This window comes from Gammaproteobacteria bacterium (assembly GCA_019911805.1).
GTDB lineage: Bacteria > Pseudomonadota > Gammaproteobacteria > Thiohalobacterales > Thiohalobacteraceae > JAHJQQ01.
The window spans coordinates 100,204-123,648 of sequence record JAIOJV010000052.1 but is presented as its reverse complement, the minus strand read 5'-3'; the positions used below and the strand labels follow the sequence as shown (position 1 = coordinate 123,648).

The window sequence follows — 23,445 nt, the reverse complement described above, 5'->3', positions numbered from 1 at the left end:
GTAAGCCTTTTCCGTGTCATTCCGTGTGCTTCCGTGGCCAGGAGTAAGGTTCAGGGACAGTGGGCTCAGGCATCCCGCACCGCGTAGATCGCGGGCAGGTTGCGGTGATAACCGTGATAGTCCATACCGCAGCCGAAAACGTAACGGTCCTCAACCTGCAGACCAATGAAATCCGCGTCGATGCCGGGTGCACGGCGCGCATGCAGCTTCTCCGCGAGTACCGCGCTGTAGACCGCCTCGGCGCCCTGATCGCGCAGATAGCCGACGATGGCCGCCAGCGTATGACCTTCATCGAGGATGTCATCGACCACCAGCAGGGTACGCCCGGCCAGCGGCAGCGATGGCCGCATGAGCCAGTGCAGTTCGCCACCGCGGGTTGCGCCACGGTAGCGCGTGGCGTGCAGATAATCGATGTGCAGTGGGAAGCTCAGCCGGGTCAGCAGATGCCCGGCCGGGATGATGCCGCCGGTCATGACGCACAGTACGATCGGATCACTCCCACCGAGTTCGGCAGTGATGGCGTCGGCCATGCGGTCCAGGGCGGTATTCACTACCTCAGGGGAATGCAGCCGGTCGGCTTCTGCAAGGACCGTCTGGGCCTGCTGAGCGGTGATGGACATGGTCTCCTCGAGAGGCCGCGATGTCCGCGCGCGCCCCGGTGTGTCCGGAATGGCCGGGGTGGCGCAGCGGACCGCGGCCGGGATCGGTTTCAATAGGTGAACGTGACGGTGTCGTCGTTCATCGCCTCACTGATGATATAGGCACCACCGACGGTTTCCGAGATTTCGGGAATGAGATCCTCGCCCCATAGCTCCAGTGTCGGTGTGCACACCTTGAATACGACACCGGCCTCGTGGGCGTCTTTGATGTAATCGTAGACACTCTTCGAGCTGCCTTCCTGGACGTACAAATGCTCAGCGATGCCCTTCTTGGCGAGTTCACCGGAACGACCGGTGAGCACGATCTCGACCTCGTATTCCATAGCCGCGGCCACGGTGGCCTGGAAGAACGGCGCACCAAGCTCGGTGCCATTTCTGGGATCGGTATTGACCATGATGATGAGAAGTTTATCCGCCATGTGCCCCCCTTTTTTCTGCCGCCACGGGTCCGTGACCGGACTCATCTGAGTTCTTGTTCGAATGTCTCCGCGGCAGCCTGGGCGCAGCGATAACCCGCGTCGATGGCCTCCCCGGCACGATGGAACTCCAGCAGGTGGATCTGGCTCAGCCGCGGCGCGATCACTACATCGGGTGGATCGCCGGCCATGCGCGCGCGGGTGATTCTGACCTGCATAATGTAAACGCTTTGCGCGATAACGTCGACCAGCGACGGCAGCGCCTCGCTGCTGCCCAGCAGCTCGTTGGTCCACTCGGTGGCGCGCGTCTTGAGGCCTTCTCCCAGCGACATCAGCCAGGGCAGCTTGTCGATCACTGGCTGGCGCCGTCCCGGGCCATCCGCGCCCCCCCCGGGTGTCGTCCCGGGGGGCTCGGGGGTCTCGACGCCGGCGCTCATCGTCCGGCGGCTGAGCAGATCGGCGTTCAGATCGACGGCGATCACCCGCTCGGCGCCCAGCGCCCGGCACAGCGATACGGGCACCGGGTTCACCAGTCCGCCGTCGACCAGCCAGCGATCCTCGTGACGGGCGGGCGTGAACAGGCCGGGTAGTGCCGCCGAGGCGCGCACGGCCTTATGCAGTGAGCCCTCCCGGAACCAGACCTCCTGACCGCTGGCCAGTTCGGTGGCCACCGCACCGTAGGGCCGCCGCAGCACACTGATGTCGCGGTCCGGGAAACGTGTTTCCAGATAATGGAACAGCTTGCGCCCATGGATGAAGCCACCGCCGAAACTGACGTCGAGATAGGACACGACGTCCTGCCAGGTCAGGCCGCGAACCCAGTCCTCCAGCCGATCGAGCTCATCCTCCGCGGCCGCTGCGCCGACGAGCGCGCCGATCGACGTGCCGCAGACGATGTCGGGGTTGAAATCATGCTCCTGCAGCCAGCGCAGCACACCGATGTGCGACCAGCCGCGCGCCGCGCCACCGCCCAGGGCGATCCCGATGCGCGGCCGCCTCATGTGCGGCCGCCCCGGCGCAACACTGTGATCGCACGCTGCGCGTTCACGCTGAAATGCCCGTTGGGCACGGAAGCACACGGAAATACACAGGCAATGTCATACTGTCAGCGGGCGCCACGACCGCGTCCGGGGTACGGCAGACGCTTCCCGCCCAGGCCTGCGCCAGTCGCTGACCTCCGTGTATTTCCGTGTGCTTCCGTGGCCCCATTGGCTTTTCCCCGGCTGGGTGATTCACATGTCCATGTCCAGCAGCGGATCCGCGTCGTAGCCGGCAATGGCCGTCACGGCACGCCGCCAGGCGGCGGATGCGTGCAATGCGTCCCAGGTGTCACCCCCACGACCGTGCAGCCGGGCCAGACGTGCCTGCGCCGCCGGGTCGGCGTATGCGTGCAGGCTGTCCAGCACCCGGTCGGCGGCCTCCGGCTGGTTGCATACCAGAACCATGTCACAGCCGGCGGCCAGCGCCGCGTGCGCGCGCTGTGGGTGATCGCCGGCGACATCCGCCGCTACCATGCTCAGGTCGTCGCTGAAGATCACGCCCTGGAACCCCAACTCACCGCGCAGCTGCCCTTCCAGCCAGAAACGCGAGAAGCCGGCCGGCCGGTGGTCCACGTCACTGTACACCACATGCGCCGCCATGATGCCGGCCAGTCCGTGATCGATCATGCGCCGGAACGGCAGCATGTCTTCCATCTGGATGTCCGCCAGGCGGCGCGCATCGGTCGGCAGCTCCAGATGCGAGTCCTCGCGCACCCCGCCATGTCCGGGAAAGTGCTTGCCGACGGCCTGCATGCCGGCGCGCTGCATACCCTTCTGGTAGGCGTGCGCCAGCGCGACGACGGCCTCCGGCCGGCTATGCAGGGCGCGGTCGCCGATGACGGGACATACGCCACGGTCGAGATCCAGCACCGGCGCGAAACTGAGATCCACCCCGACGGCGCGCAGTTCAGCGGCCATCAGCCAGCCGCTGATGTCAGCGAGTTCCAGTGCCCGCTGGGGCTCGCGGTCGAAGACGCGACCGAGCGCAGCGGCCGGCGGCAGGCGGGTGAACCCGTCGCGGAAGCGCTGCACGCGCCCGCCCTCCTGATCCACCGCCACCAACAGGCGGGGATCGCGCAGGGCATGGATCTCTGCGATCAACCCGGCGACCTGCCCGGGCGAGGCAAAATTGCGCGCGAACAGGATCACCCCGCCGACCTGCGGGTGACACAGACGGCGGCGGTCGGTTTCGCTCAGCGCCGCAGCGCCGACATCGAGCATGACGGGGCCAAGGGACATGGTGTCGGGATTCGGGATTCGGGATTCGGGATTCGGGATTCGGGATTCGGGATTCGGGATTCGGGGCAATGGTAACCGCATTCCGCGACCAGCCCTAGTCACTCCCCGCCCCCCCTGTCCTGACGTCCAGACGGTCGCGCAGGCGGTCGCCGAGCAGATTCACCGCCAGTACCACCAGCACCATGGCGAGACCGGGGACCAGCACCATGTGGGGTGCCACCAGCAGGTAGCGTGTGCCGTCACGGATCATGCTCCCCCACGAGGCCTCGGGTGGCTGCACGCCGAGGCCGAGGAATGACAGTCCCGCCTCCGCGACCACCACCGAGGCGACGCCGAAGGTCGCCTCGACGATCAGTGGTGCGCTGATCAGTGGCAGCAGGTGGTAGCGTACGATGCGCGCGCGCGGCACACCCAGCGCGACCGCTGCCATGACGTGCTCGCGGCTCCTGAGCGACAGCACCTGCGCCCGCGCCAGACGCGCATAACCCACCCAGCCGACCACGGTCAGCGCCAGTACCACGTTCTCGATGCCCGGGCCCAGGATGCCGGCCAGGGCAATTGCCAGCAGGATACCGGGAAAGGCCAGGAACAGATTGATCACCTGCACCAGCAGACGGTCCCAGAACCCGCCGATGTAGCCCGCAAAACTGCCGATGAGCGTGCCGACCGAAGCCGACAGCCCCACCACCCAGAAGGCCACCAGAAACGAGGTCGTACTGCCGGCGATCAGCCGGTCGAGCATGTTCCGCCCGAGGTCGTCGTAGCCCATGCCGCCGGTGGACAGCGGTGAGGCCAGGATGCGCTCCAGATCGATCGCGTTGGGTTCCAGCGGCAACCAGGGCGCCGCCAGGCCGGTGAACACCCAGAGCAGCAGGACTGTGACCGGCAGCCAGATACGCATGGCCGCCTCAGCCCCCTACCCGGATGCGCGGATCGATGACCGCGTACAGCAGATCGGTGAGGCTGTTGACGATCACATAGGTCAGGGCGATGAGCAGCACACAGGCCTGCACCACGGGGTAATCACGCGACTGGATCGCCTCGATGGTCAACAGACCGATACCGGGCCAGGAGAACACCGTCTCGGTAATGACCGCACCGGCGAGCAGCGTGCCCAGTTGCAGGCCGAGCACGGTGATCACCGGCAGCAGCGCGTTCGGTAGCGCATGCCGGAGCAACACCCGCCGCCGCGACAGACCCTTGGCATACGCCGTGCGGATGTAGTCCTCGCCCAGCACTTCCAGCACACTGCTGCGGATCATGCGTGCCAGGATGGCCGCCAGCGAGGTGCCGAGCGTCAGTGCCGGCAGGACGACGGCGCCGGCGCCTTCCCGCCCGCTCACCGGGAACCAGCCGAGCCACAATGCGAACACCAGGATCAGCAGCGGTCCCATCCAGAAGTTCGGGATGGACACGCCCAGCAGCGAGAACGTCATGGCACCCTGATCCCACAGGGTATCGCGGTGGGCCGCCGCCACCAGCCCCAGCGGGACGGCCAGCAGCAGGGTGAAGCCCAACGCCACCACCGCCAGCTCCAGGGTTGCCGGGATGCGTTCGGCCAGCAGTGCCGTGATCGGCTGTTGTGAATGCAGCGATTGACCGAGGTCGAGGGTGACAACGCCCTGCAGGTAGGCCGCCAGCTGCGTCAGGATCGGCTGATCCAACCCCAGCGCCTGGCGCAGTGCCTCGCGGTCGGCGGGTTGGGCCGACTCGCCCAGCATCACATCGACCGGGTCACCCGGAATCAGGTGGATCAGCAGAAACACGAGGATGGCGACGCCCAGCACCACCCCGGCGGTGCTGGCGATGCGGCGCAGTAGAAGCAGAAAGATCGCCATGTTCCCTCGTCAGTGAGCCCCGTTACGGATGCCCGCGCAGCATTATACCTGCGCGCGCCGACGGTCGTCGTGTCGCCCTGTGCGTCAGGGATGGCGCGGTGCCGCGGCATCGAACGGTCCGGCGCCGATCCACACCCGCATGCCCGGTACGACCCGCTCGAACAGCTCGATGACATCCGCGTTGCGCATGCGCACGCAGCCGTGCGAACGCGGTACACCCATCGGTTCGCTGTCCGGACAGCCGTGTACATAGATGAAGCGGCGCATACTGTCGACCTCGCCGGAGCGATTGCGGCCGGGTTCGAGGCCGCGCAGCCAGAGGATGCGGGTGAGGATCCAGTCGCGCTCCGGAAAACGCTGGGCCAGCTCATCGCTGTAGATCTCGCCGGTCGGCCGGCGGCCGACGAACACCGTGTCCGGTGGGCAGTCGGCACCGATCATGGCGCGGACCTCGTGCCAGCCACAGGGCGTGCCGCCGCTGCTCGTCCGTTCGCCCGGGCCGTTCAGGGCCGTGGACACGGGAAAGCGCCGCAGTACCTCCCCGCCACCCAGCAGTTCCAACTGCTGCGCGGCGAGGCTGACGCGGATCAGTTGGTCATGCGTGTGTGCGGACATCGCGCGGCTCACTGTGAGTCACTGTGGGTCACTGACAGCCACCGGGGCCACCGTCAACAGCCCGTCGTAGTTGCCATCCGGTGTCAGGGCATAGCCGTCGAGCCCGGCACGCATGGCGAACACCTGATCCTCGTACCACAGGGGCACGTAGGGCAGCGTCTGCACCAAACGCTCCTGCAGCGCGCGGTAGAGGATCGCCTGCTGCTCCAGATCAGGGACCTGTTCGGCTGCCTCGATGAGGGCGTCAACGGTAGCATCCTGGAACCGGCCACGGTTGGCGCCTTCCGGTGGAACCGAGCGGCTGTGGAAGGCATAGCGAAAGATGTCCGGGGTCCTGATACCGACCCAGGAGAGGCTGTAGAGCTGGAATCGCCCCGCCTTGATATCGCCGTAAAAGGTGCCCCAGTCGTAGGTCTTGAGCACCACGTGAATACCAACCTTGGCCAGCTGGTCCTGGATGACGGTCGCAAGGCGGATACGCAGTGCATCGCTGGAGGTCTTGTAGGTCAGGCGCAACGGTCGTCCCGGCCCGTAACCGGCCGTCGCCAGCAGCGTACGCGCACGTTCCGGATCGTAGCCGCGCGGCTTCAGCTCAGGATGCCCGGCCCAGTGATCGGGGACCAGGATGGTCGCCGCCGGACGCGCGCCCCCATCCAGCACATATTTGATGATCGCCTCGCGATCGAGTGCATAGGCGATTGCCTGGCGCACCTCCAGCTTTGCGGTATCCGGATCCTCGAAGTTGAAACCGAGATAGGCGAAATTGGTCCCGACCGTGCGCCGTACCTGGATGCCGGGCTGGCGGCTGAGATAGGTGACCAGTTCCGCCGGCAGGTCGTTCTGCAGGATATCCACCTCGCCGCGCAGCAGCTTGAGAACCCGCACGGTCGCATCCGGTACCCGCAGGATCTCGACCATGCGGTCGTCGGACAGCCGCCGCAGCCGCAGCCGACCGGGTTGCGGCCGGTCGATATAGGCCATGGGACCGCTGCCCAGCGGGGTAAAGGCCGTATCCCCCGACAGCTGCGCCAGACGCTCAGGCAGGATGCCGATCACCAGGTAGCCGGGAAACAGCGGATCGGGTCGCCGCAGAAGGAAATCCACCCGCTCGCTGTCGATGATCTCGATGTGGTCGATCAACCCGAGGGCGGCGCGGTGGGGCGAGGCGTTGGCCGGGTCGAGGATGAAGTCGTAGGTGGCCTTGATATCGCGGGTCGTGAGCCAGCCGCCGTCGTGAAAGCGCCGTCCCTGCCGCCCGAGACGGAAGCGGTAATGCGTCGGCGACAACTGTTCCCAGCCCGCCAGGGCCGATTGTGGGCGGGCCCGCGTGTCGAAATCCACCAGGCGTGCGTAGAGCAGCCGATTGACCCGCACCGACGTGGCATCGGTGGCGAAACGCGGGTCCAGGTTGGCGGCGTCTCCGGCGATGGCCAGACGGATGGAATCGTGCGGTGGCTGACTGCAGCCAGCGAGCAGCAGCCAACACAGCAGGATCAGATACAGCGGATGACGGCGCATGCGTTACCAGCAGGTGCAGGGGTGGTCGGCGCGGCAGACATTTTCGATGGCCATGGCGCGGTATGGTACGGCACGCGGCACGGTTCGGATAGCGCCAGGGGCCTGTCGGATGTGGGCGATTGCAGCGAATCGGGTGAGAGCGCAGTCCCACGTCCGCCAGGCTCCTAGGGATCCGCATCGACTGCAGCATCAATCAGCGCGTGCCGCAGCCGCACGCGCAGCCGCCGGAAAGCGGCGGCATCCAGCATGTCCGGGAATACGGGGACAGCCCGGACGCGGCCGCCCGGGACGTGACACAAGGCAATGACGACCAGCTGCGGGTGCACGAAGGGTCGGCGCGCGAGTCGCAGTGTGTCGCGCTCCCCTTCCGCCGCCAGCTCCCAGCGACCATCGCTGCGCCACAGCAGTTGCGGTGGTGACTGCAGGCAGTGGCGCCACGCCAGAACGGCACTGGCAGTGCCGCCGAGCAGCACCGTGCAGCCGAGCCACGGCGGCAGCCAGGGAATGGCGAGTAGCACAGCGGTATGCACCGCGATCAGCCAGTACCGCAGGCGGCGCGAAGGCCGCAGCTCAAGGCGCAGGGCTGCTTCGAATACGCTGTACAAGGCTGGCGACCTCCGTGTCGCTGGGTATCTGCCGGCCGAGCAGCCATTCGAGCAGCACGGCATCGGGGTATTCGAGCAGCCGCAATACCGCCGCGGTGGTGGGCGCGTCCAGTTGTCCGGCCTGTACGTCGAGAAACTGCTGCAGCAGCAGATCCAGTTCACGCAGACCACGCCGGCACTGCCAGCGCAGCCGCCGGAGATCACTGGCCGCGGCTACCGGCATCACATCGACCGCGTCAGCATCAACGTCTTGATGCGGCCGATGGCACGCGCCGGGTTGAGTCCCTTGGGACAGTACTCGACACAGTTCATGATGGTATGACAGCGGAACAACTTGAACGGGCCCTCGAGTTCGTCGAGACGCAGGTCGGTGGCCCGATCGCGGCTGTCGACGAGAAAGCGCCACGACTGCAGCAGTGCGGCCGGCCCGAGAAACTTGTCCGGATTCCACCAGAACGACGGGCAGCTGGTGGAACAGCAGGCGCACAGGATGCACTCGTACAGGCCGTCCAGCCGGGCGCGCTCCTGCGGCGACTGCAGGCGCTCGACCTCGGGCTGCGGGGTGTCATTGATCAGATACGGCCGCGCGGCACGGTACTGGGCGAAGAACTGGCCGAGGTCGACGATGAGATCGCGGATCACCGGCTGCCCCGGCAGCGGCCGCAGCTCGATCGGCGTCCTGAGCCCGGCCAGCGGCGTGATACAGGCGAGTCCATTCCGACCATTGATGTTCATGGCATCCGAACCGCACACGCCCTCCCCACAGGACCGCCGGAAGCTCAGACTCTCGTCCTGTGCCTTCAGCTCGATCAACGCCTCCAGCAACATCATACCGGGACGGACCCGGGCATCGTCCAGCTCGTAGTCCCGCATGTACGGCTGACTGTCCTGGTCCGGATCGAAACGGTAGATGGAGAATTTCATGGGTGAGCTCCGGGGAGTGAGGCGTTAGGCGTTAGGCGTTAGGCGTTAGGCGGAAACCCATTATGGCCACGGAAGCACACGGAAGCACACGGAAGCACACGGAACAACACGGAAAAATATAGTATGGAAAATTCCACAATGCCATACCGTCTGCGCCGCATCCGAAGGCTACCTCCGCCGGTTGTTACGCTTCATCACAGGGCCCTAAGGGGTTTAGAGCCATAGATCTTTCCGTGTATTTCCGTGTGCTTCCGTGGCCAAGATCTTTTCGCCTCACGCCTCACGCCTCACACCTCACACCTCACGCTAATACACCCGCGGCTGTGGCGGGAAGCTGTCCACGCTCATCGGCTTGAGCCGTACCGGCTTGTAGTCGACGCGCCGGTCTTCGCGGTAGAACAGGCTGTGGCGCAGCCAGCGGGCGTCGTCGCGTTCGGGGTGATCGACGCGCGAATGTGCGCCCCGGCTTTCGCGGCGGTGCAGCGCTGCGCATACCGTTGCCAGACCGAGTTCCATGAGGTTCTCCAGCTCCAGGGCCTCGATACGCGCGGTGTTGAACACACGGCTGTGATCGGTGATCGCCACCTGCTGCAGACGCTCCTGCAGCGCGAGCACCTGCTGCAGACCTTCACTCAGCACCGCCTCGCTGCGGTAGACGCCGCAGTAGCGCTCCATGACCCCCTGCAGTTCGCGCCTTACCCCGTCGATGCTTTCATTGCCGGTGCGGCGATCCCAGCGCGCGAGTCGCGCCATGGCGCGCTCGACGCTGGTCTCGTCCAGTGGCCGGTGATAGCGATTGACGGCGAGAAACTCGCTGATGTGATTGGCGGCCGCGCGACCGAATACCAGGATATCCAGCAGTGAGTTGCCGCCCAGGCGGTTGGCGCCGTGCACCGACACGCAGGCGCATTCTCCGGCGGCGTACAGACCTACCACCGGCTCCTCCGGACCCGTATCCTCCGGCACCACCACCTGGCCGTAGCGGTTGGTGGGGATGCCGCCCATGGCGTAATGCGCCGTCGGGTACACCGGGATCGGCGCCTCGATCGGGTCGATGTGCAGAAAGGTCTTGACCATCTCGCGTATGCCGGGCAGGCGCTGTGCCACGATATCCGCACCGAGGTGATCGAGCTTGAGCAGGACATGATCCTGCTGCGGCCCACAGCCACGGCCTGCGTGCACCTCGGTGTAGATGGCACGGCTGACCACATCACGGCTGGCGAGATCCTTCGCCTGGGGGGCGTAACGCTCCATGAAGCGCTCACCGCGACCGTTGACCAGATACCCCCCCTCACCCCGTGCACCCTCGGTGATGAGCATGCCCTTGCCGGCGATGCCGGTCGGATGGAACTGGAAGAACTCCATGTCCTGCAACGGGATCCCCGCGCGCAGTGCCATGGCCATGCCGTCACCGGTATTGATCAGCGCATTGGTATTGGTGCGGAACAACTGCCCCGCCCCGCCGGTGGCCAGCAGTGTGGTCTTGGCCTCGATCACCAGCGGCTCGCCACTGGCGATATCCAGCACCAGCGCGCCGAGCACGGTGCCCTGGTCGTCGGCCAGCAGGTCGACGGCGAAGAATTCGTCGAAAAAATGCGTGCGGGCGCGGATATTCTGCTGATACAGCGTCTGCAGAATCGCGTGTCCGGTACGGTCAGCGGCGGCGCAGGTCCGGACCGCCTGCTCGCCGCCGAATTCGCGGCTCTGACCGCCGAAGGCGCGTTGATAGATGCGACCGTTGTCGAGGCGTGAGAACGGTACGCCCAGGTGCTCGAGTTCGTAGACGATCCGCGGTGCGGCGCGGCACATATACTCGATGGCATCCTGGTCGCCCAGCCAGTCGCTGCCCTTGACGCTGTCGTACATGTGCCAATGCCAGTTGTCGGGCAGCCCGTTGCCCAGCGCGCCGGTCAGCCCGCCCTGGGCCGCGACCGTGTGCGAGCGTGTCGGAAACACCTTGGATACCACCGCGACATGCGCCTCGGCCTGCGCCAGCTGCAGCGCCGCACGCAGCCCACCGCCGCCCGCGCCGATGATCAGGGTGTCGAATTTGCGCCGCTGCAGAGTCATTGAAAGCTCCCCTGTGGGGAGCAGATGCAAGATACAAGGTGCAAGATACAAATACCTTTCCGCTCCAACATGGGCGGGGAAATGGTTTTGACTTGCATCCTGTCTCTTGCCTCTTGCCGCTTCATTATTTGCATCTGCATTATTTCAGTTCATCACCAGAAACAGCAGTCGCAGCATCTACAACCCGTTCGGGGGGCAGATACAAGATACGGGGTCAGATACAAGATACGGGGCCAGATACAAGATACAAGGTGCAAGATACAAACATCCTTCCGCTCCAACACGAGCGGGGAACCGGTTTTGACTTGCATCCTGTCTCTTGCCTCTTGCCTCTTCATTATTTGCATCTTCATTGTTTCAGTTCATCACCAGGAACAGCAACCGCAGCATCCACAACCCACAACCCGTGAGCGTCAGGGCCACCAGCGCGAACAGTGTTATCCGCAGACCGGTAGCGTGTACGTAGTCCATAACGACATCCCGCATGCCGACCCAGGCGTGGATGAGGATGGACAGCAGGAACAGGCCGCTGGCGAGGTTGACCAGTGGATCGGCGAGCCAGCGCTGCCAGTCCGAAAATTCGTGTGCCGGCGCCGCCAGCCAGTGGATCAGGACATAGGGCAGGAACACCGCCATGTAGACGGCCGAGAAGCGCTGCAGCAGCCAGGCACGCAAGCCGTGCGCCTGGCGGCTCACCACAACCTCCACAGTATGATCAGTGTCAACACGGGTGCGGCGAGATTCACGACCAGCGCCGAGCGGCGCGCGGCCATACGACTGGTGCCCCAGCCCAGGTCGAAGGCCAGGAAGCGCAGGCCGGCCAGAAAGTGGTGCAGCAGCGACCAGGCGACCCCGACCTGCAGCACCCGCAGCCAGGGTGACTGCAGCAGCTGCACGGCGTGTGCGAAGCCATCCGATCCCTGCAGCGACAGGTCCAGTAGGAAGGCCACGAGCGGCAGACACAGGAACAACAGCAGGCCGGCGACACGGTGCGCGAACGAGGCCACGGCACCGACGGGCATGCGGATGACAAGAAGGTTCAGAAATTTTGGTCGGGGTGCGGTAGAAGGCATATTGGATTTGCGGTTGTTTCACCCTGTGTCAAAAACCGCAGGCCCCGGAATGTCACGAGAAAACACCCACGGGAACCAAGGCCGCAGTCAGACAGCGTAGTCACCTGCAAGCCGGAGAACAACCGCTTACAGGGCGGCCAAGCGTTGCCGTGCCTGCCATATGTTACCGTGGCTGAAATAATTTTTTCAGGTTTATAGCACTGCCGTACGCACCATACCACCCCGTCGCCGGCGGGGTCGGATAGCGGCTGACACCGTCGTCCAGATTGACTACCATGGCCAGGCTTGGACACGGGGGTGCGAGACATATGAATGCGCAGTGGAAGACTTTCCTGGAAGGCACCGGTGCGGAGTTCAACGGCAGCGGGTGCGTCGTGAGCTTCGGCAATCCGCAGCATGAGTTGAGCGCCGCGCTCAACGGCAATGTCTTCGCCGACCTCTCCCACCAGGGGCTGCTGGCGGTCGGTGGCAACGATGCGCTGGAGTTCCTGCAGGGCCAGTTCACCAACGACCTGCGCCATCTCGGCCAGGATACCAGTCAGCTGAATGGCTACTGCAGCGCCAAGGGTCGCCTGCTCGCCAGCTTCCGCGTCATCCCCGAGGCCGACGGTGTATTGCTGCGCATGCCGCGCGCCATGATCGAACCGATATCCAAGCGGCTGCGTATGTTCGTGCTGCGCGCAGCCGTGACTCTGGAGGATATCGGCGATTGCCGGATCCGCCTGGGCGTCTCGGGCCCGAGTGTGGAAAGCGAGTTCGGTACGCTGCTGCCGGCGCTGCCGCAGGCGGTCGACGGCATCACCCGCAGCGGCGGCTATACTGCGATCCGCCTCCCTGGTGTGCATCCCCGCTTCGAGATCCACGGCGATCTGGAGGCGATGCGCCGACTGTGGGACACGCTCAATGTGCGCTGTGCGCCCGTGGGCGAGGCGGCCTGGGGCCTGCTGGATATCATGGCCGGTATCCCGACCATCCATCCGCAGACCAGTGACGCCTTTGTGCCGCAGATGGTCAATCTGCAGCTGCTCGGCGGCGTCAGCTTCAAGAAGGGCTGCTATCCCGGCCAGGAGGTGGTCGCGCGCATGCAGTACCTGGGCACGCTCAAGCGACGTATGTACCTGGCACGGGTGTCAGGCGAGGCCCAGCCGCGCCCGGGCGACGACCTGTTCAGTCCGGAAGGCGGCGAGCAGAGCGCGGGCAAGGTGGTCGACGCCCAGCCGCACCCCGATGGCGGTTTCATGCTGCTGGCGGTGATCCAGATCGCCAGCCGCGAGGCGGGCGACATCCGCTACGGCGCCACCGACGGGCCACCGCTGGAATTTGTCGATCTGCCCTATCCCCTGGCGCCGGTGGCGTAGCACCCGCGCCGGATCTGCAGCAGAAATTCATTGGCCACGGAACCACACGGAATATAAAACCCATTATGGCCTGACACCGGTAGGAGCGGCATTCCTGGCGCGATGCTGGCGGGTCGTGGCGGGTCGCCCGCCCAACCCGATCGCGCCAGGAATGGCGTTCCTACAGCAAAAGATCTGCTGTGTCGCTCGCCCAATCCAATCGCTGCGTGATACCAGATCTACCGCGGGTGCCCGCCGCGCCGACGCCGCGCTCAGGCAGGTCGTGGCAGCCACGAGGTATCCGCCAGAAACTGCGTGAAAGCCTCTGCCGGTAGCGGTGGACCGAGATGATGCCCCTGTACATACCGGCAGCCCATCGACTGCAGCAGCTCCAGCGTGCGCGCATCCTCGACGCCCTCCGCGATCACACCCAAGCCGAGATTTCGCGCCAGATCCACGGTCGAGCTGACGATCACCGCAGCGTCGCGGTTGGTCTTCATGTCCTTGACGAAGGACCGATCGATCTTCAGCTCGCTGACCGGGAGCCGGCGCAGTCGGCTCAGCGACGAATGGCCGGTGCCGAAGTCGTCGATGGAAAACAATACGCCGTGGCTACGCAGCAGCGCGAGTACCTGCCGCACCTTGGCGTGCTCGCGCAGGAACACGCTCTCGGTGATCTCCAGTACCAGGCGCAGTTGCGGCAGGACGGACTGTCCCAGCCGCTCCAGCAACTGCTGGGGAAAGTGCGGGTCCAGCAGGCTCTGCATGGACAGGTTCACGGCCACCGAGAGATCGAGCCCCGCGGACCGCCAGGCGACGCACTGCTGCGCGGCGTGCTCGATGGCCCAGAGCGTGAACGGCCGGATCAGGCCGGTCTGTTCCATGACGTCGATGAACGCCTCCGGCGCGACGGCACCGCGCTGCGGGTGCGTCCAGCGTGCCAGCGCCTCCACCCCGTAGATCTGCCCACGTTCCAGATCGACCTTGGGTTGGTAGTACAGCTCGAATTCCTGGCCGGCCAGGGCCTGGCGCAGATCTCCGGACAGGCTCAGCCGCCCGGTCGGTGGCAACGTCGTGGCCGCCTCGAACAGTGCATAGCCGAAATGCATCTGCTTCGCCGAGTACATGGCGATATCCGCCCCCTTGAGCAGCGCCGCCACGTCCCGCCCGTGCTCCGGGAAGAGTGCCACACCGATGCTGGCAGACACCGAGAACCGTGTACCTTCGATCTCGAAGTCGGCCTCCAGCGCCGTCAGCAGAGTACGGGCGACCTGGGTCGCGTTGGCGGCATCAATGTGAGGCAGCACCAGCGCGAACTCGTCGCCACCCATACGCCCGACCGTATCCGTATGCCGCAGGTCGGCGGTTAAGCGGGTGGCGACCTGCTGCAGCAGCTGGTCGCCGGCCGCGTGACCCAGCGTGTCGTTGACCTCCTTGAAGCTGTCCAGATCGATGACCATCACAGCGATGCTGTGGTGATCGCGCTCGGCCGCGAACAGTGCCTGCTGCAGCCGGTCTTGTACCAGCGAGCGGTTCGGCAGCCCCGTCAGCTGGTCATGCAGGGTGAGGTATTCCAGCTCGGAGTTGATGTGGGTGAGGGTACGATTCAGCTGGCTCAGCTCGTGCTGATAAGCCTCCGCCTTGGCCTTGGCCTTGGCGAGTTCCGCATAGGCGATGGCATTCTCCACCGCGATACTGACCTGCGAGGCGAACAGTGACAGCAGATTCAGGTCACGGCGTGTGAAGTCACCCCCACCGACCTTGTCGATGCCGGCGAGTCCCCCGAGGAACTGCGCCTTGCCTCGCAACGGTACCAGGATCAGGGTCCCCGCCTCGCGTTCCCAGCGGTTGCGCTCGGTCGCGTCGAGTTCGTCCAGCATCCCGCGCCACCAGGGCCGGTTGTGGCGCCACACCCAGCCGCACACCCCGAACTCCAGCGGCAGGGACTGTCCCACGATCTCGTCGGCATGGCGGCCCGCACCGGCCCGGTAGGTGTAGTTTTGAGCGCCCTCGTCCAGCACCGGGATGAGCAGCGTCTCGGCCTGAATGAGCCTGCGCGCCCGGTCGGCGATCAGCTGCAACACGCGATCGAGGTCGAGCTGGTTGCCGACCGCCTGGGCAGTCTCCTTGAGCAGTTCGATCTCATACTCGCGATGACTCAGTTCCAGCTCGAGTTCCCGCAGGTAAGCGGCCGAAGAGACCTTGTCGTCGGGGTGGTTCACAGGCGGCAGCATCCATTGGACAGATGGAGAACAACGCCCGCGTCCCTGCAGCGGCGGTTTGGTGCGTTATCGGAGGCACCCCCGGTTTATATCAAAACCCCATATCAAAACTTCTCACTACTGTCCCATAAACCCCAAAAACTCATTTCAGCCACGGAAGCACACGGAAAAACACGGGCAAGATCATATGGCTCTACACAACAGCTCACGTCACCCGCCAGGTGTTGCGGCAGGGCTTCGTGATGCGATTTCATTGCGGTGTTTTTCCGTGTGCTTCCGTGGCTGAAATGCGTTTTATTTTTAGGGTAAAGGCAATTGGGACGGCAGTGAAAACTCCTGAATCTTACCTAAATGCATTCCTGAATACATTTACCCGCTCGTTACACCGTGTCATATTCCCGACTGAATATAGATACTACCACCGATATACTAAATAAATACATGATAATAAAGATTAATATATCATGCCAGTGGCCGCAGATGCGGGAACAGTAACACGTCGCGGATCGACGGCGCGTCGGTGAACAGCATGACCAGGCGGTCGATGCCGATGCCCTCGCCCGCGGTCGGCGGCATACCGTGCTCCAGGGCGCAGATGTAATCGGCGTCGAAGTGCATGGCCTCTTCGTCGCCGGCCTCCTTGTCCTCCACCTGGCGGCGGAAGCGCTCGGCCTGGTCCTCGGCGTCGTTCAGTTCGGAGAAGCCGTTGGCGATCTCACGGCCGCCGACGAAGAACTCGAACCGATCGGTGACGAACGGGTCGTGGTCGTTGCGGCGGGCCAGCGGTGAGACCTCGGTCGGATAGGCGGTGATGAAGGTCGGCTGCGCCAGGCGGTGCTCGACCGTCTTCTCGAAGATCTCGACCTGCAGCTTGCCCAGACCATAGCCTGGCTTGAGCACGACGCCTGCGTGTACGGCGATGCGTCGTGCGGCCTCGAGGTCGTCGAGCTCGGCGGCGACGATGTCCGGATTGAAATGCAGGATGGATTCCTTGATCGTCATACGCGCGAACGGCCGGCCGAGATCGTAGTCCTCGCCCTGATAGGCGATGGTCGTGGTGCCCAACAGCGCCTGTGCCATGCTGCGCAGCAGGGTTTCGGTGAGGTCCATCAGGTCATGGTAGTCCGCATAGGCCTGATAGAACTCCAGCATGGTGAACTCGGGGTTGTGGCGCGTCGACAGACCTTCGTTGCGGAAGCTGCGGTTGATTTCGTAGACCTTCTCGAAGCCCCCGACCACCAGGCGCTTGAGATACAGCTCCGGCGCGATGCGCAGAAAGAGTTGCATGTCCAAGGCATTGTGATGGGTGATGAATGGCCGCGCCGTGGCGCCGCCGGGGATCGGCTGCATCATCGGCGTCTCGACCTCCAGAAAGCCACGTTCGTCGAGGAACGTACGGATGTACTGGATGATCCGGGTGCGCAGCCGGAAGATGCTGCGCGAGGCCTCGTTCATGATGAGATCGAGATAACGCTGCCGATAGCGCGTCTCCTGATCCGCCAGGCCATGGAATTTCTCCGGCAGCGGCCGCAGTGATTTGGTCAGCAGGCGGATCTGCTCCACCTTGACGCTGAGTTCGCCGGTGCGGGTCTTGAACAACACACCCTCGGCGCCAACGATATCGCCGATATCCCAGCCCTTGAACTGCTGATAAACACCATCCGGCAGGCTGTCGCGGCCCAGGAACAGCTGGATACGCCCGGACATATCCTGGATGTGCGTGAAGCTGACCTTGCCCATGATGCGCTTGGCCATCATGCGCCCGGCCACGCGTACGCGGCGCGCCCCGGCGTCCAAGGACTCGGTGGACTGGTCGCCATACTCGGCATGCAGCTCGCCGGCCAGGGCGTCACGGCGGAAATCGTTCGGAAAGGCGATGCCCGCGGCACGCAGCAGCCGGAGCTTCTCGCGGCGCTCAGCGATCAGCCGATGCTCGTCCTGTTGCTTGTCTTCACTGTCGTTCATGGTTTTCTCTGGTGAGGAGTGAGGAGTAAAACCTTTATTGGCCACGGAAGCACACGGAACAACACGGAAAAATTATTCCAAAATCATAGCGTGGACGACCGTAGCCCCTGGAGCCGGCTTGGGCAGTGGTGCAAACGTTGCAAGCGTGCGAGCCCCTAGCCTTATAGATATTTCCGTGTATTTCCGTGTGCTTCCGTGGCCAATATCTTTTCGCCTCACTCCTCACGCCTCACTCTCAAAGTCCACTCTTCAGACTGGCCTCGATGAAGTCGTCCAGGTCGCCGTCGAGCACGGCCTGGGTGTTGCCGACCTCCACGCCGGTGCGCAGATCCTTGATCCGCGACTGATCGAGCACGTAGGAGCGGATCTGCCTGCCCCAGCCGATGTCGGATTTGTTTTCCTCCACGATCTGCTGATCGGCGCGGCGCTTCTGCATCTCCATTTCGTAGAGTTTCGCCGCCAGTTGCTTCATGGCGGTGGAGCGGTTCTTGTGTTGCGACCGGTCGCTCTGGCAGGCCACCACGATGCCGCTGGGGACGTGCGTGATGCGGATTGCCGACTCGGTACGGTTGACGTGCTGACCACCGGCGCCACTGGCGCGGTAGGTGTCGACCTTGAGATCCGCCGGATTGATCTCCACTTCGAAACTGTCATCGACTTCCGGTGAGACGAACACGGAGGTGAACGAAGTGTGGCGGCGGTGGCCGGAATCGAACGGCGACTTGCGCACCAGCCGGTGTACGCCGGTCTCGGTGCGCAGCCAACCGAAGGCGTAGGCACCATCGATTTTCACGGTGGCGCTCTTGATGCCGGCGACCTCACCCGCAGAGGCCTCGATGATCTCGGTCTTGAAGCCGTGGCGTTCGGCCCAGCGCAGGTACATGCGCAGCAGCATCTCCGCCCAGTCCTGCGCCTCGGTGCCGCCGGAACCGGCCTGGATGTCGACGAAGGCGTTATTGGGATCCATCTCACCGGAGAACATGCGGCGGAATTCGAGTGCGGCAATCTGCTTCTCCAGGGCGGCGAGATCGACACGCACGGATTCCAGCGTCGACTCGTCGTCCTCCGCGCCGGCCATCTCCACCAGCTCCGCGGCATCCTCGAGGTTATCGTTCATGTCGCCCAGGGTCAGGACGATCTCTTCCAGGCGCGCACGCTCGCGCCCGAGTCCCTGGGCGCGCTCGGGATCATCCCAGACGTTGGGCTGTTCCAGCTCGCGCTTTACCTCTTCCAGGTGTTCGCGCTTGCCTTCGTAGTCAAAGATACCCCCTCAGGCTCTCGGCGCGGCCTTTGAGGTCTTCGATGGTGTGGAGGACGGGATTGATTTCCAACATATGCTCAGTACTGCCCGGTGTGATAAAGCCGCAGATTGTACCTCAAGAACGCATGGGCTGGCGCAGTTGTAGTTGCAGGGATGCCCCGGTGGTGCTGGGCCCTGAGCCCCATGCCGGAGGCGAATCTGTCAGGGGGTAAACCCACGGCATCCGGCTGCCGACCGGGCCACGCCGTGAAGCCGACTTGCGACAGCCGGAGGCGGAAGGGTGTGGCCCGGTCGGCAGGCCTGCACCAAGGCCGGTTCCGTCACCCCGCACACCGACCCATCCCCGCATTGTGGAGCTTGACGTGGAGACAGTATCTACAGTCTAAAACCTAAGAGGCAATCCACTACCCTGCGCCACGGCGCCAGTTCGTGATCGGGGCGATCAGGACGCGACCTTGCTGTCCGGTACGCCGCGCCGCGTGCGTACGGCCTCCGCCAGCATTTCCAGCACGGTGACGCTGTCATCCCAGCCGAGGCAAGCGTCGGTGATACTCTGGCCGTAGGTCAGTGCCTGCTGCGGTATGACGTCCTGGCGACCGGCCTGCAAGTGACTCTCGATCATCGCCCCGATCAGGGCACGGTTGCCGGCAGCGATCTGCGCGGCCACGTCGCGGCCGACCTCGATCTGGCGCTGATGATCCTTGAGGCTGTTGGCATGGCTGAAGTCGACCATCAGGCGCAGCTGCAGACCGGCGGTCTGCAGGTCCGCGATCGCCCGGGCCACGCTGGCGGTGTCGTAATTCGGCTGCTTGCCGCCACGCAGGATGATATGACAATCCTCGTTACCGGCGGTCGAGAAGATCGCCGACCGGCCGTCCTTGGTCAGCGACAGGAAGTGGTGCGGGTGGGAGGCGGAGCGGATCGCGTCGATGGCGACCTTGAATGTACCGTCGGTGCTGTTCTTGAAGCCCACCGGACAGGACAGCCCGGAGGCGAGTTCACGGTGCACCTGGCTCTCGGTGGTGCGCGCGCCGATAGCACCCCAGCTCACCAGGTCGGCGACATACTGCGGGCTGACCAGGTCAAGGAACTCGGTCGCTGCCGGCACACCCAGTTCGTTCAGGTCGAGCAGCAGCTTGCGGGCGATGCGCAGACCTTCATTGATACGGAAACTGCCATCCAGCTTCGGGTCGTTGATCAACCCCTTCCAGCCGACGGTGGTGCGCGGCTTCTCGAAATAGACGCGCATGACGATCAACAGGTCCTCGCCCAGGCGCTCGCGCAGCGCCCGCAGGCGGCGTGCATACTCCAGTGCCGCTGCCGGGTCATGGATGGAACAGGGGCCGATGATCACCAGCAGGCGATCGTCGTGGCCGGTCAGGACGTCGTGGATGGCGTGGCGCGTCGCCACCGTGGTGCGAGCGGCGGCCTCGGTGACCGGCAATGCCTGGTGCAGCTCTGCCGGCGAGGTGACCTCCTTGATGCTGAGGATGCGGAGGTCGTCGGTAGCGTATTGATTCGTCATGGAGTGCAGGTTCTTACCGGGGTGTCGCCCCGCTTCTGGGGCCAGGCGCTGAAGCACGCGGAAAGACGGATTATCCCAAAAATGGGCGGCAGTGTCAGTGCCTCGTCCAAACCGCCGCCCCGCTCGAGGCAGGCCGCGGCCCGCCCCGGTCAGACCGGGGACTCAAGCGCGTACCGTAGCGGGATTACTCGTAGTCGAAGCTGGGCGGCGGTGGGTGGCCGTCGTAGATGCGGTCCCAGCGGTGTTGCCGGTAGGCCTCGCGGGTGAACAGGTAGGGGTCCAGGGCCGCCGTGTCACGGAGCCTGGTGGCGCTCAGCAGGCGCGCACGGGTATCGACCACGCTCAACGCGGCCAGGGAGTTGCGCTCACGCACCTCATCGTGCTGCGCCAGCGGATCGATCTGATAATCGACCACCATACCGACACCGTCGCGCACGGTGCTCGGTCCGAGGATGGGCAGCACCAGATACCAGCCTTCACCCACCCCCCAGCGCCCGAGGGTCTGGCCAAAATCCTCATGGTGCTTCTCCAGCCCCATCTGCGTCGCCGGATCGAACAGCCCGAACACACCGAGAGTCGTGTTTACCAGCAACCGTCCCGTATCCGCCACCCCCTGCCGCGGCTTGCCCTGCAGCAGGTTGTTCACGATCACGATGGGCTCGCGGAGGTTACTGAAGAAGTTGGTCACACTGCTGCGCGCCAGCGGCGGCACCGCCTTTTCGTAGACCTGGGCCGTCGGCTTCAACAGCGCGCGATCGAACTTGTCGTTGAAGGTATCGACGGCCCGGTTGACGGGTTCGAGCGGATCGCTGATGTCTTCGTACGGCGGTCGGTTGGCGCAGCCGGACAGTGTAGCCAACAGACCCAAGGCGATCATCCGAGAAGCAACATTCATGTCCACAGACTTTCCTGATCCGTTTATACAATCCGGGCGATGTTGCATGCCGGCGGTGCTGTCGCGACGTCTGGAAACCGGAGCAGCGGCAAGCTTCGGTGAAACTTGACGATTGCCGAAGCCCTTCGGACCAATACCGCGGCAGCATGGGTGACAAGCGCACATTATAGAAGTCGACACGCCAAATGATCTACTCGGTCATCTCTTTCCCGTGAAGGCGGGTGTCCGATCACCACTTCCGGATCAGGTTATTGGCCAGGACGCCGACTCCTGAATGATCGCGGGGTGCAACCTTCTTGTACGTGATGCCATCCGTTATGTCCGGTTATAGCCCCACCTGCAGACCGATCTCCAGGACCCGTTCCTCGGGCAGGCGGTAATATGCCGTGGCCCGTGCAGCATTGCGCGCGAGCCAGACAAAGATCAGTTCCTGCCAGTACGGCAGCCCGGGTAGATCGCGCCGGGCGAGCAGGGTCTCGCGTCCCAGGATGTAGAGTACGGCGTCGGTATCGATGGGAATACCGATGTGCTCACCGAGTTTCAACGCTACCGGGATGTTCGGTGGCTGCGAGAAACCGTACTGGACGCGCATCCGCACCACGCCCTGCCCCAGGTTTTCGAAATCCAGACGGTCGGTGGCGGCTACATGGGGACGGTCGGCGGTGGCCACGGTAAGAAAAATGACCTGCTCATGCAACACATGTGTGCAGGCCAGGTGGTGCACCAGCGCGGCCGGCACATACTGACCGTACTGTCCGGTCAGCACCACGGCGGTACCCGGCACGCGATAGGGGGGATTGATCTCGATCTGCTGGAGGAATGCGTCCTGCGAGACGGCCCGTTGCGACAGCCGGGCCGCCAGCAGGGCCCGGCCTGCCCGCCAACTCCACATCAGCAGAAACATCACCCCCGCGACCAGCAAGGCATACCAGCCACCGTCGGGTATCTTGCTCAGATTGGCGCCGAGGAAGGCACTGTCGATAACGATGAACAGCGCCCCGGCCCCCACCGCCAGCAACGGGTGCCAGCCGAAACGCCATGCCACACTCACCGCCAGCAGTGTAGTCACGACCATATCCAGCGACACGGCCACGCCATAGGCCGAGGCCAGCGCCGCGGAGCTGCCGAAACCCAGCACCAACGCCACGCAGGCCACCATCAATAGCCAGTTCACCAAGGGTAGATAGACCTGACCGGATTCTTCCGCCTGGGTGTAAATCACCCGCATACGGGGCAGTTGGCCGAGCTGGACGGCCTGCCGGGTGAGCGAAAAGGTCCCGCTGATGACCGCCTGCGAGGCGATGACAGTCGCCATGGTGGCCAGCGCCACCAGCGGCATGGCCGCCCAGCCCGGTGCCAGATGGAAGAACGGCGAGCTGATTGCAGCCGGTTGAGCGATCAGCAGCGCGGCCTGGCCCAGATAGTTCAACAGCAGCGCCGGAAACACGATCATGAACCAGGCGCGCCGGATCGGTGACACGCCGAAATGTCCCAGACTGGCATACAGTGCCTCGCCGCCCGTAACGACCAGGAAGACCGCGCCCAAGGTAAAATACCCGGTCAGACCGTTGCTCGCGAAGAACGTCACTGCATAGTAGGGGTTGAACGCGGCAAGGACGGCCGGCTCCATGAGGATGCCGCGCACCCCCAGCAACCCCAGCACCACGAACCACACCAGCATCACCGGGCCGAACAGCCGCCCGATCCGGTCGCTGCCGCTGCGCTGCACACTGAACAATGCAACCAGTATGACAATGGTGAGCGGTATCACGAAGACATCCAGCCCCGGCGCGATCACCTGCAGGCCTTCGACGGCGCTCAGCACCGAAATGGCCGGGGTTATGGTCCCGTCCCCATAGAGCAGGCAGGCCCCGAACAGTCCCATGAGCATCAACAGATGCCGCGCCGCGCCTGGCCTGGCGTGCCAGGGGTTGAGCAGCGCCACCAGGGCAATGATGCCACCTTCCCCCTGATTGTCCGCGCGTAGCACGAACACCAGGTATTTGACCGATATCACCAGTATCAGCGCCCACAATATCAGCGACAGGATGCCCAGTACGTCCGGCCGGTCCAGCGGCGGTGCGCCGACGCCATTGAAGCTCTCGCGCAAGGCATAGAGTGGACTGGTTCCGATATCACCGAACACCACACCGAGGGTGGGCAGCAGTACCATCCCATCCGCTGGTGGCGATCCGGTGGTGGTTGCGGCCAGATCAGACATTATCCTTCGGCCTCCCCTGTCA

Annotated in this window: 21 protein-coding genes; 1 reads left to right on the top strand and 20 read right to left on the bottom strand. The window is 64.4% G+C overall.

Annotated features, from left to right (window positions below; genetic code table 11):
* Positions 1 to 65: 65 nt before the first annotated feature.
* The 14 genes from K8I04_05900 to sdhC all read right to left on the bottom strand — a co-directional run bounded on the left by K8I04_05900 (position 66) and on the right by sdhC (position 11,997).
* Positions 66 to 620 (bottom strand): hypoxanthine-guanine phosphoribosyltransferase, encoded by a 555-nt coding sequence (locus K8I04_05900; GenBank protein MBZ0071241.1) that lies wholly within the window; start codon positions 618 to 620, stop codon positions 66 to 68.
* 89 nt (positions 621 to 709) lie between these two features.
* Positions 710 to 1,078, bottom strand: a complete 369-nt coding sequence (locus K8I04_05895; protein ID MBZ0071240.1) for a DsrE family protein — start codon at positions 1,076 to 1,078, stop codon at positions 710 to 712.
* Positions 1,079 to 1,119: 41 nt separating this feature from the next.
* Entirely contained in the window at positions 1,120 to 2,076 is a 957-nt protein-coding gene (locus K8I04_05890; protein MBZ0071239.1) for a patatin-like phospholipase family protein, read from the bottom strand.
* Positions 2,077 to 2,307: 231 nt separating this feature from the next.
* Entirely contained in the window at positions 2,308 to 3,354 is a 1,047-nt protein-coding gene (gene nagZ, locus K8I04_05885) for a beta-N-acetylhexosaminidase (protein ID MBZ0071238.1), read from the bottom strand.
* 94 nt (positions 3,355 to 3,448) lie between these two features.
* Positions 3,449 to 4,255, bottom strand: coding sequence for an ABC transporter permease (locus K8I04_05880; protein MBZ0071237.1), 807 nt, complete (start codon positions 4,253 to 4,255; stop codon positions 3,449 to 3,451).
* Positions 4,256 to 4,262: 7 nt separating this feature from the next.
* Positions 4,263 to 5,192, bottom strand: a complete 930-nt coding sequence (locus K8I04_05875) for an ABC transporter permease (GenBank protein MBZ0071236.1) — start codon at positions 5,190 to 5,192, stop codon at positions 4,263 to 4,265.
* Between the two features lie 84 nt (positions 5,193 to 5,276).
* Positions 5,277 to 5,807 (bottom strand): L,D-transpeptidase, encoded by a 531-nt coding sequence (locus tag K8I04_05870; protein MBZ0071235.1) that lies wholly within the window; start codon positions 5,805 to 5,807, stop codon positions 5,277 to 5,279.
* Positions 5,808 to 5,825: 18 nt separating this feature from the next.
* Entirely contained in the window at positions 5,826 to 7,325 is a 1,500-nt protein-coding gene (locus tag K8I04_05865) for an ABC transporter substrate-binding protein (GenBank protein MBZ0071234.1), read from the bottom strand.
* 164 nt (positions 7,326 to 7,489) lie between these two features.
* The gene (locus tag K8I04_05860) at positions 7,490 to 7,930 is read right to left on the bottom strand and encodes a hypothetical protein (protein MBZ0071233.1); all 441 of its coding nucleotides are present in this window, start codon (positions 7,928 to 7,930) and stop codon (positions 7,490 to 7,492) included.
* Positions 7,896 to 8,153, bottom strand: coding sequence for a succinate dehydrogenase assembly factor 2 (locus tag K8I04_05855; GenBank protein MBZ0071232.1), 258 nt, complete (start codon positions 8,151 to 8,153; stop codon positions 7,896 to 7,898). The genes K8I04_05860 and K8I04_05855 overlap by 35 nt, the downstream gene beginning before the upstream one ends.
* On the bottom strand, positions 8,153 to 8,854 hold the full coding sequence (locus tag K8I04_05850; protein ID MBZ0071231.1) for a succinate dehydrogenase iron-sulfur subunit: 702 nt from the start codon (positions 8,852 to 8,854) through the stop codon (positions 8,153 to 8,155). Before K8I04_05850 ends, K8I04_05855 begins: the two co-directional genes overlap by 1 nt.
* A 306-nt stretch (positions 8,855 to 9,160) precedes the next feature.
* Positions 9,161 to 10,924 (bottom strand): succinate dehydrogenase flavoprotein subunit, encoded by a 1,764-nt coding sequence (sdhA, locus tag K8I04_05845; GenBank protein MBZ0071230.1) that lies wholly within the window; start codon positions 10,922 to 10,924, stop codon positions 9,161 to 9,163.
* Positions 10,925 to 11,281: 357 nt separating this feature from the next.
* Positions 11,282 to 11,620, bottom strand: a complete 339-nt coding sequence (sdhD, locus tag K8I04_05840; protein ID MBZ0071229.1) for a succinate dehydrogenase, hydrophobic membrane anchor protein — start codon at positions 11,618 to 11,620, stop codon at positions 11,282 to 11,284.
* Positions 11,617 to 11,997 carry a succinate dehydrogenase, cytochrome b556 subunit gene (gene sdhC / locus K8I04_05835; protein ID MBZ0071228.1) on the bottom strand — a complete coding sequence of 127 codons (381 nt, stop codon included), beginning with the start codon at positions 11,995 to 11,997 and terminating at the stop codon, positions 11,617 to 11,619. Before sdhC ends, sdhD begins: the two co-directional genes overlap by 4 nt.
* 308 nt (positions 11,998 to 12,305) lie before the next feature.
* Between sdhC and K8I04_05830 the strand changes: the two genes are divergently transcribed.
* Entirely contained in the window at positions 12,306 to 13,355 is a 1,050-nt protein-coding gene (locus K8I04_05830) for a folate-binding protein YgfZ (GenBank protein MBZ0071227.1), read from the top strand.
* A gap of 251 nt (positions 13,356 to 13,606) precedes the next feature.
* Here K8I04_05830 and K8I04_05825 read toward each other — a convergent pair whose 3' ends face one another.
* From K8I04_05825 to K8I04_05800, 6 genes are all read right to left on the bottom strand, one after another.
* Complete coding sequence (locus K8I04_05825) at positions 13,607 to 15,556, bottom strand: bifunctional diguanylate cyclase/phosphodiesterase (protein MBZ0071226.1); 1,950 nt, start codon at positions 15,554 to 15,556, stop codon at positions 13,607 to 13,609.
* 462 nt (positions 15,557 to 16,018) lie between these two features.
* Complete coding sequence (gene lysS, locus K8I04_05820) at positions 16,019 to 17,521, bottom strand: lysine--tRNA ligase (GenBank protein ID MBZ0071225.1); 1,503 nt, start codon at positions 17,519 to 17,521, stop codon at positions 16,019 to 16,021.
* A 235-nt stretch (positions 17,522 to 17,756) separates the two neighbouring features.
* Positions 17,757 to 18,855 (bottom strand): peptide chain release factor 2 gene (gene prfB, locus K8I04_05815; GenBank protein MBZ0071224.1). Its coding sequence is split into 2 segments (ribosomal slippage): positions 17,757 to 18,779 and positions 18,781 to 18,855, totalling 1,098 coding nucleotides; the frame shifts between segments, so codons are not numbered across the junction.
* A 369-nt stretch (positions 18,856 to 19,224) separates the two neighbouring features.
* On the bottom strand, positions 19,225 to 20,307 hold the full coding sequence (gene aroG, locus K8I04_05810; GenBank protein ID MBZ0071223.1) for a 3-deoxy-7-phosphoheptulonate synthase AroG: 1,083 nt from the start codon (positions 20,305 to 20,307) through the stop codon (positions 19,225 to 19,227).
* Between the two features lie 184 nt (positions 20,308 to 20,491).
* Complete coding sequence (locus K8I04_05805; GenBank protein ID MBZ0071222.1) at positions 20,492 to 21,202, bottom strand: VacJ family lipoprotein; 711 nt, start codon at positions 21,200 to 21,202, stop codon at positions 20,492 to 20,494.
* Positions 21,203 to 21,527: 325 nt separating this feature from the next.
* Positions 21,528 to 23,375, bottom strand: coding sequence for a potassium transporter Kup (locus tag K8I04_05800; protein ID MBZ0071221.1), 1,848 nt, complete (start codon positions 23,373 to 23,375; stop codon positions 21,528 to 21,530).
* Positions 23,376 to 23,445: the final 70 nt, after the last annotated feature.

Excerpts from the sequence above, each read along its gene's own strand:
- K8I04_05805 (MBZ0071222.1), bottom strand. The coding sequence starts at position 21,202 with ATGAATGTTGCTTCTCGGATGATCGCCTTGGGTCTGTTGGCTACACTG.
- sdhC (MBZ0071228.1), bottom strand. The coding sequence starts at position 11,997 with ATGCCTTCTACCGCACCCCGACCAAAATTTCTGAACCTTCTTGTCATC.
- K8I04_05875 (MBZ0071236.1), bottom strand. The coding sequence starts at position 5,192 with ATGGCGATCTTTCTGCTTCTACTGCGCCGCATCGCCAGCACCGCCGGG.
- K8I04_05880 (MBZ0071237.1), bottom strand. The coding sequence starts at position 4,255 with ATGCGTATCTGGCTGCCGGTCACAGTCCTGCTGCTCTGGGTGTTCACC.
- K8I04_05900 (MBZ0071241.1), bottom strand. The coding sequence starts at position 620 with ATGTCCATCACCGCTCAGCAGGCCCAGACGGTCCTTGCAGAAGCCGAC.
- K8I04_05865 (MBZ0071234.1), bottom strand. The coding sequence starts at position 7,325 with ATGCGCCGTCATCCGCTGTATCTGATCCTGCTGTGTTGGCTGCTGCTC.
- lysS (MBZ0071225.1), bottom strand. The coding sequence starts at position 17,521 with ATGAACGACAGTGAAGACAAGCAACAGGACGAGCATCGGCTGATCGCT.
- sdhA (MBZ0071230.1), bottom strand. The coding sequence starts at position 10,924 with ATGACTCTGCAGCGGCGCAAATTCGACACCCTGATCATCGGCGCGGGC.
- K8I04_05830 (MBZ0071227.1), top strand. The coding sequence starts at position 12,306 with ATGAATGCGCAGTGGAAGACTTTCCTGGAAGGCACCGGTGCGGAGTTC.
- K8I04_05895 (MBZ0071240.1), bottom strand. The coding sequence starts at position 1,078 with ATGGCGGATAAACTTCTCATCATCATGGTCAATACCGATCCCAGAAAT.
- K8I04_05855 (MBZ0071232.1), bottom strand. The coding sequence starts at position 8,153 with ATGCCGGTAGCCGCGGCCAGTGATCTCCGGCGGCTGCGCTGGCAGTGC.
- aroG (MBZ0071223.1), bottom strand. The coding sequence starts at position 20,307 with ATGACGAATCAATACGCTACCGACGACCTCCGCATCCTCAGCATCAAG.
- K8I04_05890 (MBZ0071239.1), bottom strand. The coding sequence starts at position 2,076 with ATGAGGCGGCCGCGCATCGGGATCGCCCTGGGCGGTGGCGCGGCGCGC.
- K8I04_05870 (MBZ0071235.1), bottom strand. The coding sequence starts at position 5,807 with ATGTCCGCACACACGCATGACCAACTGATCCGCGTCAGCCTCGCCGCG.
- K8I04_05850 (MBZ0071231.1), bottom strand. The coding sequence starts at position 8,854 with ATGAAATTCTCCATCTACCGTTTCGATCCGGACCAGGACAGTCAGCCG.
- K8I04_05800 (MBZ0071221.1), bottom strand. The coding sequence starts at position 23,375 with ATGGTACTGCTGCCCACCCTCGGTGTGGTGTTCGGTGATATCGGAACC.
- nagZ (MBZ0071238.1), bottom strand. The coding sequence starts at position 3,354 with ATGTCCCTTGGCCCCGTCATGCTCGATGTCGGCGCTGCGGCGCTGAGC.